Genomic DNA, 13,335 nt, shown 5'->3' with positions numbered 1-13,335 from the left:
TTTGATTTTTGCTTAATCTAATCTAGATCAACGCGGCATGATTAACCCACGTTCTTACGTGCGTTTTGGAACATACGCATCCAAGCACCATTCTCGCCCCAACCTTCTGGAGACCAAGAGTTAGCGACTGTACGGAATACACGCTCTGGGTGAGGCATCATGATAGTCACGCGGCCATCCGTCGTGGTTAAACCTGTGATAGCGTTTGGCGAACCGTTCGGGTTATTCGGGTATTGCTGCGTCGGGTTACCGTGGTTATCAACGTAACGTAGAGCAACCGTACCTGAATTTTCAATCGCGTTTAGGTGGTCGTTGTCACGCACTTCTACGCGGCCTTCACCGTGAGAAACTGCGATTGGCATACGAGAACCTTCCATGCCGTTGAAGAATACAGAATCAGATTTCTGAACTTCAACTAGGCTGAAACGTGCTTCAAAACGCTCAGATTCGTTGCGAACGAAACGTGGCCAGTACTCTGCACCAGGAATAAGCTCACGCAGGTTAGACAGCATCTGACAACCGTTACATACACCTAAAGAAAAGGTATCTTCACGCTTGAAGAAGTTTTCAAATTGCTCACGAGTCGAGTCGTTAAACAGAACTGACTTAGCCCAACCTTCACCAGCGCCTAGTACGTCACCGTAAGAGAAGCCACCACATGCCACAAGACCGTTGTACTCATCCAGTACTGCTTGACCAGTAAGGATGTCGCTCATGTGAATATCAGTCGCTTCGAAACCTGCACGGTCAAATGCTGCTGCCATTTCAACGTGAGAGTTAACACCCTGCTCACGTAGAATCGCCATCTTAGGCTTAGCGCCAGTATTGATGAAAGGCGCAGCGATATCTTCGTTAACATCGAAGCTCAGTTTCACGTTTAGACCCGGATCTGAGTTGTCTTTCTTCGCTTCGTGCTCTTGGTCAGCACATGCTGGGTTATCACGTAGACCTTGCATCTTGTGCGTTGTTTCTGCCCAGATAGTACGTAGTTCAGTACGGTTACGTTCAATCACTACAGACTCGCCAGACTTAATCACTAGCTCATCAGAAGCTTCAACTGAACCAATAACGTGTGAACACGCTTCTAGACCGTTTGCTGCAAGCGTAGAAAGAACTGCGTCTAGGTCATCGTTACGAACTTGGATTACTGCACCTAACTCTTCGTTGAATAGCGCTGCTAGTGTGTCTTCACCTAGCGCTTCAATGTTTGCATTAATACCACAGTGACCTGCGAATGCCATTTCAGCAAGAGTAACGAATAGACCGCCATCGCCTTTATCGTGGTAAGCCACTACTTGGTCGTTAGCAACTAGTGCTTGAACACCTTCGTAGAAACCTTTCAGTTGTACTGCGTTGTCTACGTCTGCTGGCTTATCACCAAGCTGCTTGTAAACTTGTGCTAGTGCCGTTGCACCTAGACGGTTTTTGCCGTTACCTAAGTCGATAAGTACTAGACTTGAAGCACCTTTGTCAGTGCGTAGTTGTGGCGTAATTGTTTTACGAACATCTTCAACACGAGCAAATGCAGTGATAACAAGAGATAGCGGAGACGTTACTTCTTTCTGCTCGCCGTTCTCTTCCCACTTCGTCTTCATCGACATTGAGTCTTTACCTACTGGGATAGTTAGACCCAGTGCTGGACATAGCTCTTCACCAACGGCTTTAACCGCTTCGTAAAGACCTGCATCTTCACCTGGGTGACCCGCTGGAGACATCCAGTTTGCCGACAGTTTAATGTGTTTGATATCGCCAATGTTAGTCGCTGCAATGTTAGTGATTGCTTCACCAACTGCTAGGCGAGCCGATGCACCAAAGTCTAGTAGTGCCACAGGCGTGCGCTCACCAAGAGACATCGCTTCACCGTGGTAAGAATCGTAACTAGCTGCTGTTACAGCACAGTTAGCAACAGGAACCTGCCATGGGCCAACCATTTGGTCACGAGCAACAAGGCCAGTTACCGAGCGGTCACCGATAGTGATTAGGAATGTTTTCTCTGCGACAGTTGGTAGGCGAAGAACACGGTCAACCGCTTCGTTCATTTCGATACCAGAACGGTCAATCGCAGGGTTGTTCGCTTTTAGCGTTTTCGCGTCACGGTGCATCTTAGGTGTTTTACCTAATAGGATGTCCATTGGCATGTCGATTGGCGTGTTGTCGAAGTGTGAATCTTCAAGTTTAAGTTCACGCTCTTCCGTTGCTTTACCAACCACTGCGTAAGGTGCGCGTTCACGCTTACAAATAGCGTCGAACGTTGCCATGTCTTTGTCTGCAACCGCCATTACGTAACGCTCTTGAGATTCGTTACACCAAATCTCAAGTGGGCTCATGCCCGGCTCATCGTTTGGCACGTCACGTAGGTTGAAGATACCGCCACGCTCGCCATCGTCTACTAGCTCAGGAAGTGCATTTGAGATACCGCCAGCGCCCACATCGTGGATGAATGCGATTGGGTTCGCATCACCTAGCTGCCAACAACGGTCGATCACTTCCTGACAACGACGTTCCATCTCTGGGTTTTCACGTTGTACCGAAGCGAAATCAAGATCTTCAGAAGAAGAACCAGAATCCATTGAAGATGCTGCACCGCCACCAAGGCCGATGTTCATCGCAGGACCACCTAGAACGATTAGGCTTGCACCTACTGGGATCTCTTTCTTCTGTACGTGCTCGTCACGGATGTTACCAAGACCACCAGCTAGCATGATTGGCTTGTGGTAACCACGTACTTCTTCACCTGCGTGAGAATTTACTTTCTCTTCGTAAGTACGGAAGTAACCTAGTAGGTTTGGACGACCAAATTCGTTGTTGAATGCCGCGCCACCAAGAGGACCTTCAAGCATGATATCCAATGCAGTAACGATACGGCTTGGCTTACCAAAATCTGTTTCCCAAGGTTGAACAAAGTTCGGGATCTTAAGGTTAGATACAGAGAACGCCACTAGACCTGCTTTTGGCTTACCACCTATACCTGTCGCGCCTTCATCACGGATTTCACCGCCTGAACCTGTCGATGCGCCCGGCCATGGAGAGATAGCCGTTGGGTGGTTGTGCGTTTCAACTTTCATCAAGATGTGTGTTTTCTCTTGGTGGTAGTTGTACTGACGAGTTTCTGGATCTGGGAAGAAGCGACCTACTTCAGAGCCCGTCATAACAGCTGCGTTATCTTTATAAGCAGACAGAACGTTATCAGGGGTCACTTCAAACGTATTCTTAATCATCTTGAACAATGATTTTTCTTGCTTAACGCCGTCGATAGTCCAATCAGCGTTGAAGATCTTGTGACGACAGTGCTCTGAGTTCGCTTGTGCAAACATCATTAGCTCGATATCAGTCGGGTTACGTTCAAGCTTAGTGACAAAGCTTTCAAGTAGGTAATCAATCTCATCTTCTGCAAGTGCAAGACCTAGGGTAACGTTTGCTTCTTCAAGCGCTTTACGACCGCCGGTAAGAAGATCAACTTCCGCATAAGGTGCTGGTTCTGCAACGGTGAACAATGCTGCTGCTGATTCGAAGTCAGTGAAAACCACTTCCATCATACGATCGTGAAGAATCGCTTTCAGCTCAACAAGTTGAAGCTCAGAAAGTTCAGAAGACGTTTCAATGTAGAAAGCCGTACCGCGCTCTAGGCGAGATACTTTCGCTAGGCCACAGTTATGTGCGATATCTGTAGATTTTGAAGACCAAGGAGAAATAGTACCTGGACGAGGTGTAGCAAGCAGCAATAAACCTTCAGGTTCATGCTCTTCAATCGTTGGACCGTAAGTCAGTAGCTTTTCTAGCTTCTCAACTTCAGACGCGTCTAGGTCTGCTGTTAAATCAGCAAAGTGGGCAAACTCAGCGTAAATACCTGTTACAGGTAAGCTTAATTCACGACAAAGCTCTAAAAGCTTGTTAACACGAAACTCAGATAGAGCTGGGGAGCCACGCAAAATTCTCATGTGCTTAGGTCTCTTATGCAGTTGATTAAGGTGATATTGGAATAAATTCAGTGGGTTAAAGGAAAAACCTAACTGTTTTCTTCGAAGCTATTCCCGAAGGTTTAAAAACCTATGCCGATCCCACCTCTTCAATGCGAGCGCATTATAAAGCATTTTTTTTTGTGACGTAACACCAAAAGCAACCGTTTGCGTGATTTTTTTCATGTTTCTGCGCAAATGCCAGTTTTGCTGTATTTATCACCACTTTTACCTCTGTTTAATCAAACCTGCTTTGCCAGCCTTGCGGGGTTTGGTATAAAGGGGCTTCCACTTTTCGAGATTTCATTTTGATGCCTAAATTTTCTCTCATCTTTTCGTCTAAGTTCTTTCTGCTAGTTATCGCTCTGTTTGGGCTAACTGCATGCCAGATTGAATCTGAACCTAAAAGTGTTCTTGAGCAGATACGAGAGCGCGGTGTGCTTCGTGTCGGAACTCTAAATAACCAACTCTCTTATTACATTGGTCCTGATGGCCCAGCTGGTCTCGATTACGAATTAGCTCGTGAGTTTGCACAAGAGCTGGGGGTGAAGCTTGAGGTTAAACCGGCTTACCGTCTATCCGGCCTATTCCCCGCCCTAAAGAAAGGCGAGATCGACCTAATCGCTACAGGGTTAACGCAAAACAACAAACTGACGCGAGCTTATCGTGCAGCGCCTGCTTATTACTACGTAAGCCAACAAGTGGTGTACAAAAAAGGCCAATGGCGTCCAAGAAACCTAGATCAACTGATCAAGTTTGAAAACGAACGCCAGGCTGAATTCATCAAAGCGCAAGCTGAATCAGAAGACGCGTCACCTAACGAGACTCTGACTCCCTCTTTGGTTGTGGTCAAAGACTCACACTTCGAACCAACACTTAAGCAATTACAGAACACGCACGATGACTTCATCTACGATGCAATAGGTAATGCCGACATCAATGACCTGCTAAAAGAAGTATCGACGGGCGAGCGCCTATTTACGGTTGCCGATTCTATCGAACTATCACTAGCACAACGTTTGTACCCAGACGTAGCATTGGCGTTTGAGCTTACTGAAGACCAACCTATCTCTTGGTACTTAGAGAAGTCTGAAGATGAAAGCCTGTACGCATTGCTGATTGAGTTCTTCGGTAATCTAAAACAATCCGGTGAACTTGCTTCGCTAGAAGAAAAGTACATCGGTCATATCGGCACTTTTGATTACGTTGATACTCGTGCCTTTATCCGCGCGCTCGACAGCAAGCTACCAAAATGGTCGCCACTATTTCAGAAGTATTCACAAGAGTTTGACTGGCGCCTGATTGCTGCACTGGCGTATCAAGAGTCACACTGGAACCCAGTCGCACGCTCACCAACCGGTGTTCGTGGCATGATGATGCTGACACTGCCGACAGCAAAAAGCGTTGGTGTGACCAACCGTCTCGACCCTAAACAGTCGGTACAAGGTGGTGTTGAGTACCTGCGTCGTATCGTGAACCGAGTACCAGATTCAATCACGCAACACGAAAAGATCTGGTTTGCGCTTGCTTCATACAACGTCGGTTACGGACACATGATGGACGCACGCCGCTTAACCAAAGCGCAAGGCGGAGATCCTGATGCTTGGGGTGATGTAAAAGACAGACTGCCTCTACTAAGACAGAAGAAATACTACAGCCAAACTCGCTATGGTTATGCTCGTGGTGATGAAGCAAGAAACTACGTAGAGAACATTCGCCGTTATTACCAAAGCATCATCGGCCATGTTAATAAACGTAATAAAAAACAAGAAGAGAGTCTTGAAGGGTTGATCGTTATTCCACCTTTAGAGACTTCTGGAGCTGAGTCCAGCATCAGTGCTGCAGAATCAACAGTAAGTGGTTCTGAGCCTTCGAAATAAAACCAAAAGAGCAATGTCTTCCAGCATTGCTCTTTTTTATTGCGCTTTCTATCGCTTACACAAGGGAGAGATGCGGATAAAAGACCGTGATAAAGGCGGTGTCATATTACAGTAACAATCGCACCTTATAACGACACACCACAATCAAGATTATCGTTCTGTTGCGCTTGGTTATTGGCCATTGGCCGAAGTTAAAGGCTTGAGACTGGAATTGCTCTTCTATGTCAGCCTCTGCGCGACAGAAAAAACAGACGAATCACACTATAATTAAATCGTTAGTCCAAACGACACAGTCAGACGACCAATAGGAAATCATTGAAATGATGAAGAAACTGAAATCGAAACGCCTTGATAAGACCGTTGCTGCAAACCGTCGTAAGCGTATGCTTTCAAATAATAAGAAGAAGATCATTTGGCGCAACCGTGCTTTCATGCAGATGATTGCCGAGTAAACTCTATAACCAAGTAAGCTGGTTTGGCACTCTAACGATGAGAGTGCCTTAAACTTGCTGCTATTTCTTTTTAAGCGCCTTGTCTGCTTCTAACTGCTGCTCTTCTAGCAAACGCTCTTGATTTCGCTTCTCTTTTATCTCTTTTCGACGACGCTTGAAAAACGCCTGTAGTTGCTCGCGACACTCATCCTCTAATAACCCGTGCTCAACATCGGCATAATGGTAAGAAGCTTGGCTTTCAAACAAGTTCAACACCGTCCCTGCCGCACCTGCTTTTAGATCTGGCGCACCAAAAACAATACGCTTCACTCGGCTATGTAACAAGGCACCCGCACACATAGGGCATGGCTCAAGCGTGACATACAAGGTGGTATCAAGCAGTCGATAATTTTCCAAAACCTGCCCCGCTTTGCGCAAGGTCTCCACTTCAGCATGCGCTGTTGCATCATGGCTGCCAATCGAACGGTTCCACCCTTCAGAAATAATCTCACCATCTTTTACCAGCACGGCACCAACAGGTACCTCTCCCTCACTCTCCGCTTTTTTGGCCACCTCGATGGCACGTCGCATGAAGATTTCATCTTGAGGGGTGAATTGATGGTCTGACAAAGGGGACTCCAAAAAGCAAACAATAGAAATAAAAAAGGTATGCGGTGAAGCATACCTAATCTTAGTGATGATGGACAACAAAGAGATGCCCATCAATAACCATGGACTGGATGATTAACTGTCGGTCTAGCTTTCAGCCTCAAGCAAATCATTGACGATTTGCGTCGCTTTCACGCTCACAATACGATTGTTCTCAACCGAGATAATCTCAAACTGCCACTGCTGACACTCAACGATCTCTCCCGTATCAGGCAAGCGACCTAGCAGCCATGTGATGAGTCCGTTTAGAGTTTGGAAGCCCTCGCTTTCACCCTCTAACTCTGAAAGCTCCAAGCGGTTTTTCAGTTCGCTGATCGGGATTAATCCATCCACCAGCAAACCATCTGGCAAAGACTCAGTCCAAAGATCGTTCGGGTTGTTTGATAACTCACCCGCAATCGCTTCTAGAATATCGTAATGAGTCACAAGGCCTTGAACATCGCCATACTCATCGACAATTAACGCCATCTCAGTGCCCGACTCTTTAAAGTAGCCAAGTAAGCGCAGTGCCTTCATCGATTCCGGTACATAGATTGGAGATTTAGACAGCCCCATGATCACTTGAATACTTAGATTACCCGCCTGATTCAATAAAGCCTTGGCAGACACCGTGCCCACCACCTTATTTAGATGGTCTTGGCATAGAGGGAATACGCTGTGCTTTGATGAGCGGAGCTGCTTCAAGATGTTCTCAACAGGTTGGTCGACATCCAGAAAATCGATGTCTCGACGCGGCGTCATCAATGAGCTCACCAAGCGGTCATCAAGCTGCAAGATATTGCGAATCATCTCTTGCTCACCACGTTCAATCACACCAGAGTCTGAGCCCTCTTTTACAAGCGCATGAATATCGTCTTCCGTCACACTGTCTTCTTCGCCACCTCGGCCCATCAACTTAAGAATACCTTCCGTTGAAGCAGACAAAGCAAAAACAAACGGCGTCGCGATTTTAGACAACCAATAGATTGGCATAGCGACCAACACAGCGATGGTTTCCGCTTGAGATTGAGCAAAGCGTTTTGGTACGAGTTCACCAACAACAATCGCAAAGTAAGTAATACCGACAACGACGACCGCGGTAGACAGAACATTCGCTTGCGTTGCATCCATGCCCCACAGTTCTAGTTGAACGGCTAGTGGCGCTGATAACGTCGCCTCACCCACGATGCCGCTGAGCAGGCCTATGACGGTAATACCGATTTGAATGGTTGAGAGGAAGCGAGTTGGATTCTCTTTGAGCTCAAGTGCGATCTGAGCAGAACGGTGTTTTTCGGCCAAGCGTTTCAGCCGACTATTTTTTGCTGCTACCAATGCAATCTCAGACATGGCAAACAGACCATTTAAAACAATTAACCCTACCAGAAGCAGAATTTTCATGATGTTTTGGATTTCCTAATTTTACCGGCCAACAATTAGCCGTAATCCGGAGTATAAGCTGAGTACCTTTCTTTTTGATATAAAAATTTTTGAATATAAAAATAGAGCGAAAAAATAGCACAAAAAAGCCCGCACATTTCGGTGCGGGCTTAGTAATGAATAAAGCTTAATTTTGCTTAGTTCAATCTTACATAGTGTAAGTGTAAGGTGCTTGGATACCTAGTGGGATACCAAGAGCCCAGTAAGCTAGCAGGAAGATAGACCAACCGATTAGCATTGCAATCGAGAATGGCATCATTAGAGAAGCTAGAGTACCGATACCTGTAGACTTAACGTAGCGTTGGCAGTAAACAACAACCAGTGGGAAGAACACCATTAGTGGAGAGATGATGTTAGACACTGAGTCACCAACACGGTAAGCCGCTTGAGATAGCTCAGGAGAGATACCTACAACCATTAGCATTGGAACTAGGATTGGACCGATAAGTGCCCACTTAGCCGATGCAGAACCAACAAGAAGGTTAACTGAAGCCGTTAGTAGAATCATACCAACGATTGTCGCTTCACCAGGAAGGTCCATCGCTTTCAGGCCTTCAGCACCGTAAAGTGCCAGCATAGTACCGATGTTTGATTGACCGAATGCCGATAGGAACTGTGCACAGAAGAACGACATTACAATGTACGCGCCCATCGTAGCCATTGTCTCAGACATCGCCTTGATTACGTCATTGCTGTTCTTGAAAGTACCCGCTACACGGCCGTAAACGATACCTGGGATGATGAACAGGATGAAGATCAGAGGAACGATAGACTTCATAACTGGTGCAGAGAATGCTGTTAGCTCACCTTCAGGAGAACGCAGTGCAGAGTTCTCAGGGATTAGAGCCGCAACAAGCAGACCAATACCAGCAACCATTGCCCAACCTGCGTATTTGAATGCTTTTGATTCGATTGCAGTGAACGTACCTAGATCAGGTGCTTCTTCAGCATCTTCATCAACTGGCGTGTTCGCTAGGCGAGGTTCGATGATCTTCTCAGTTACGTACCAACCGATAGCAACAATAAGAACTGAAGATAGGCCAGTAAAGAAGATGTTCGCTAGAGGGTTAATCACGTATTCAGGGTCAAGAACGTTTGCCGCTGTTTGCGTGAAACCAGCTAGTAGCGGGTCGATACCTGAAGGGATGAAGTTCGCAGAGAAACCACCAGATACACCAGCAAATGCTGCTGCAATACCCGCTAGAGGGTGACGACCCGCAGCGTGGAAGATGATACCGCCAAGAGGGATTACTAGAACGTAACCTGCATCAGCTGCTGTGTGAGACACGATAGCAACCAAGATTAGCATTGGCGTAAGTAGCTTCGCTGGCGTGAAGTTCAGCATCTTCTTAAGGCCAGTAGTAATGAAGCCTGAAGAGTCTGCAACGCCAACACCTAGCATAGCAACAAGTACGATGCCTAGTGGTGCGAAGCCTGTGAACGTAGTAACCATATTCGCTAGGAAGCTAGCAAGTGCTTCACCAGTCAGTAGGTTGTTTACTTCTAGAGCAGCACCCGTTTGAGGGTTGATTAGATCGAATGAAAGATTCGACAAAAGTGCAGATGCTACCCATACGATAACTAGAGCCCAGAAGAACAGGATTGCTGGATCTGGAATTTTGTTGCCGGCGCGTTCAATGAAGTTTAGAAAGCGATCCATTCCACTGATCTTGTCAGTCGATGGTGCTTTTTTTACGGCTTGGTTACTCATTGTAACTCCATATGTGATGTTGTTTGTTTAGGCCTAATATAAGTTTTTACCACGGCCTATTGGTACAACACATATTCTATTAAAAGCCCCCATAAAAAGCACAATATTCCACCCTAAATTCCATAAATGGAGACATATTTTGCAAAAATACCATACAACTATAACAATATAAAAACACAAAAAACACCATTCCATATACATGAATTTAACCAGTAATTAAACAATGTCCGAGGAGTGAAAATTGTCAGTAAAAGGAGTGGCGTAAGCCTTGGCATGCAGTAAACGTTTGCTTAGGGATCAGTCAAACTCACTGTATTTGGAGAGCATAGTTTCGAGATATATACTTTGCGCGCGGTTCATACGATCTTGCCATGCAATTGTGACAGTAATGTTTTTGAGCGCGCCAGATAAGGCTCCGTTCGCATTGGTGACTTCACATGTCATCGAATACGCAGAGCCCGATAAACCGGATAAGGGATCTGAACTCGCAATGTTGAGACAGTAGCTCGACTGATTTAGTTCCTCAAAAGGAATAAGCCCTACCGCCCCACTAACATTGAGCGCGCGAGTTCGATAATACTCCATCTGCCTTTCTGCAAAATGCAAAGCTTCCACACTCTGGAGCGCATGATCCGACTTTTGTTCCGCATACACCTGTAATTTAACCAACCCTAGCGACGCGACGCCAATCAGCAGAAAAGAGATAAGTACCTCTAGCAAACTGAAGCCAGAATTCTTAGAAATCACTCCACGAGCCTCGCTGCCATTGGTACGTAGAAGGCGGGTCACTTGGGTTCGAATCCGCACGGAAATCCATGTCCATATCCCCCACAATGGTCGTCACTCCCGAGGGAGAATCAAAGATAAGGCCACCAGAAGGTAAACCAGAGGCAAACTGAATACCGACACTCTTTTTGATCACGCTAGCCTCATCGATGTCTTTGATAAAAGGCGCAAACACGTTGTTAGCCGCAAGCGAGTTCCAGAAGTTATCGACTCGCGTTTTCACATGGCTGTTTTGGTAATCAACCAAGTGATAAATCACCCCGTTATAGGTCATAGCGCCATTCAATGCGAGCACACCATCTTGAATCACGAGAAGTTGAGAGGGGTTATTTGCAGCTGCTACCGCCGCATTGATGTGACAGTTACCTTCAATCCACAGCCCTTTGGTTTGGCCTATCGTAAAATGGTCCATGATCTCTGGACCACACTCGGTCGCGTTCAATAGCTGAATATGCTTAAACAAGTCCGTATCTTGCGACAGGTCGAGAATGTTTTGTTCCGTTCTAGCCATGCCAAAGAAGGTGTAAAACGGATTCATATTAGGATCTGGATTGAAGTCTTTCTTGAACGGCGGTGGGTTGGTTGCTTGATAATAATCAGGGGCATAGATCGAATAGGAACTACCGGAAGTGCCTTTCGGGATCTCCGTTTTATAGTCGCTATGACAAACGCCATCGAAACCAGAAAAGGGCCCATCAGCAGTAGGATTATGCACTTCTACCCCCAACACCTGCCCTGAATCACCGTGAGTAGCATCATATTGATAAGTAAACAGATCAGCGAATGAGACACTGACACACTCATATTCATTACCACTGATGGGCTCTTCTTTCGCTGTTGGCTTGAGACTTAGTGTCCCAATTATTTCGATTGGTCCTGTCGACTGGATTGCTCCCGTGCCTAACTGGGACTGTTCTCTTATCGTCTTATAAAGGGAGTTGGTGTTCGAAGAAGACGTCACCAAATATGTACTAGAGCTAGCAGTAATCGACACATCTATTTGAGGCTGATTTTGATAAGGAGAGCACCAGTCTGCAAAGTCTGCTGGGCGAGTACTGGTATCTTGAATATCAGCAACATTTTTATCTAGTTCAAGTAGATAAGCGTAAGTACACTCCAGTCCACCTTCCGATCGCCAATGTGCTTGCCTGCCTTGAACTTCATTTTGAGCCACTTTCATCTGATGGAAGATGCTTCGATAGGAGCCTAGCGTCACGACTAAGGCTCCAAGCAAAAGCACTGATGTAATCAACAAAGTCACTACGCCATGCTGCTTTGCATAATTCCTCATTGCCAATTCCTCTGCTTAATAGAAACAGACACCGACTTGGTCACCGCTGCAGTTGGAATTGATGCGGTTATACTGATATCTGTGAGCGTGCTCTTTATCGAGTTCTGCTCTAATACCCGAGACGTAATATTGAACTCATCGACATCCATAATGGTGTCATCAAACAATGAATAGCAGCCAGTCACCTGTTCAAACGTGGGGATCGCCTCAGATACTGTAGTGCCCTTCTCACATATTTGCAGCTTGGTGCCGTTTTTTTGGTAAACAATATTGCGGTGGTTTTTATTGCCGCTCGAACCCTCTCTGAAATAAACAAAACCCACCGCAGCACCACCACTCACTTGAATCGTATTGCCTGCACCAGATAACTTGATTGAGTAACCGTTTGAGCCGTCGTAACCCGCTCGTTGAATGTCTTCTTTCATCACTTGTATGGTGCTGGTTAGGTTTTGTAGCAGCAGTAACTCAATGCCTTTGTCCTTGGCTATTCTCTGCCCTGTAATAAAGACACTTCCGATAATCGAGATAGCGAAGATACCAATCACAGAGGCCACCATTAACTCAACCAATGAAGTGCCTTGTTGCCTGCTGAGTCCTAACACAACAGGCTTAACACGCATCATAGCCATACTGCGCACTCGACTCACCACACACTTTTATGCGCCCAGGAGGGCTAGATAATTTAATCAATAAACGGTCGGTTGAAGATGCATTAGGAGAAAGGTAGATCGTGCCTCTTGCTGGTCTCCCCCTGACACTCTCAAAGCTGATTCTTTCCCCTGTGTAGTTGTGAGAAAACGAGACATCGCGAAATGGTTCACCCGACAACTGCAGCAAAGTTTCTCCTGTGAGATCTTCCGTCGGCTTCAACCATACCGTCCAATCACCAGTCGATTGCACTTCATTTTTTGCGGTAGAGAAATGCACCCAGAGATCCTGATTCCTTTTCACCGATTCAGACTTAGCCTGAATTAAGAAACCATTGAACTCACCTGCCAACCGCTGCATCTTGACGGATTGAGTCACCGAACTAAAACTCGGGGCAGCCGTCGCTATCAGTATCGACAATACCGATACCGTTATTAACAGCTCTAATAAAGTAAACCCGCGAGTCATTTCCCAAATTCCTATGTAATTCAGTGCGTAACCGTATTTAATCTTGCAGCGATGCTACCACCGGAGAAGAATGTACTGA

Annotated in this window: 10 protein-coding genes; 2 read left to right on the top strand and 8 right to left on the bottom strand. The window is 46.1% G+C overall.

The window, feature by feature from the left end; genetic code table 11:
- Nucleotides 1-41 precede the first annotated feature (41 nt).
- Nucleotides 42-3,938 carry a phosphoribosylformylglycinamidine synthase gene (purL, locus tag OCV52_RS03365; RefSeq protein ID WP_137407370.1) on the bottom strand — a complete coding sequence of 1,299 codons (3,897 nt, stop codon included), beginning with the start codon at nucleotides 3,936-3,938 and terminating at the stop codon, nucleotides 42-44.
- Nucleotides 3,939-4,267: 329 nt separating this feature from the next.
- Here purL and mltF point away from each other — a divergent pair, with 329 nt between their 5' ends.
- A complete protein-coding gene (mltF, locus tag OCV52_RS03360; RefSeq protein ID WP_137407371.1) occupies nucleotides 4,268-5,836 on the top strand; it encodes a membrane-bound lytic murein transglycosylase MltF in 1,569 nt (522 codons plus the stop codon).
- A 320-nt stretch (nucleotides 5,837-6,156) separates the two neighbouring features.
- Nucleotides 6,157-6,288, top strand: a complete 132-nt coding sequence (locus tag OCV52_RS03355) for a hypothetical protein (protein WP_017059878.1) — start codon at nucleotides 6,157-6,159, stop codon at nucleotides 6,286-6,288.
- Between the two features lie 60 nt (nucleotides 6,289-6,348).
- Here OCV52_RS03355 and tadA read toward each other — a convergent pair whose 3' ends face one another.
- The 7 genes from tadA to OCV52_RS03320 all read right to left on the bottom strand — a co-directional run bounded on the left by tadA (nucleotide 6,349) and on the right by OCV52_RS03320 (nucleotide 13,256).
- Nucleotides 6,349-6,897 carry a tRNA adenosine(34) deaminase TadA gene (tadA, locus tag OCV52_RS03350; protein ID WP_137407372.1) on the bottom strand — a complete coding sequence of 183 codons (549 nt, stop codon included), beginning with the start codon at nucleotides 6,895-6,897 and terminating at the stop codon, nucleotides 6,349-6,351.
- A 126-nt stretch (nucleotides 6,898-7,023) separates the two neighbouring features.
- Complete coding sequence (locus tag OCV52_RS03345; protein ID WP_137407373.1) at nucleotides 7,024-8,313, bottom strand: hemolysin family protein; 1,290 nt, start codon at nucleotides 8,311-8,313, stop codon at nucleotides 7,024-7,026.
- Between the two features lie 187 nt (nucleotides 8,314-8,500).
- Nucleotides 8,501-10,063, bottom strand: coding sequence for an AbgT family transporter (locus tag OCV52_RS03340; protein ID WP_061033252.1), 1,563 nt, complete (start codon nucleotides 10,061-10,063; stop codon nucleotides 8,501-8,503).
- Between the two features lie 297 nt (nucleotides 10,064-10,360).
- Nucleotides 10,361-10,810, bottom strand: coding sequence for a prepilin-type N-terminal cleavage/methylation domain-containing protein (locus OCV52_RS03335; protein ID WP_061033253.1), 450 nt, complete (start codon nucleotides 10,808-10,810; stop codon nucleotides 10,361-10,363).
- On the bottom strand, nucleotides 10,800-12,140 hold the full coding sequence (locus OCV52_RS03330; RefSeq protein WP_137407374.1) for a hypothetical protein: 1,341 nt from the start codon (nucleotides 12,138-12,140) through the stop codon (nucleotides 10,800-10,802). Before OCV52_RS03330 ends, OCV52_RS03335 begins: the two co-directional genes overlap by 11 nt.
- Entirely contained in the window at nucleotides 12,137-12,769 is a 633-nt protein-coding gene (locus OCV52_RS03325; RefSeq protein WP_137407375.1) for a PilW family protein, read from the bottom strand. Before OCV52_RS03325 ends, OCV52_RS03330 begins: the two co-directional genes overlap by 4 nt.
- On the bottom strand, nucleotides 12,750-13,256 hold the full coding sequence (locus tag OCV52_RS03320; RefSeq protein WP_102425513.1) for a GspH/FimT family pseudopilin: 507 nt from the start codon (nucleotides 13,254-13,256) through the stop codon (nucleotides 12,750-12,752). The genes OCV52_RS03325 and OCV52_RS03320 overlap by 20 nt, the downstream gene beginning before the upstream one ends.
- Nucleotides 13,257-13,335: the final 79 nt, after the last annotated feature.

This window comes from Vibrio chagasii (assembly GCF_024347355.1).
GTDB classification, from domain to species: Bacteria; Pseudomonadota; Gammaproteobacteria; order Enterobacterales; family Vibrionaceae; genus Vibrio; species Vibrio chagasii.
This window is presented reverse-complemented; position numbering and strand designations above follow the sequence as displayed.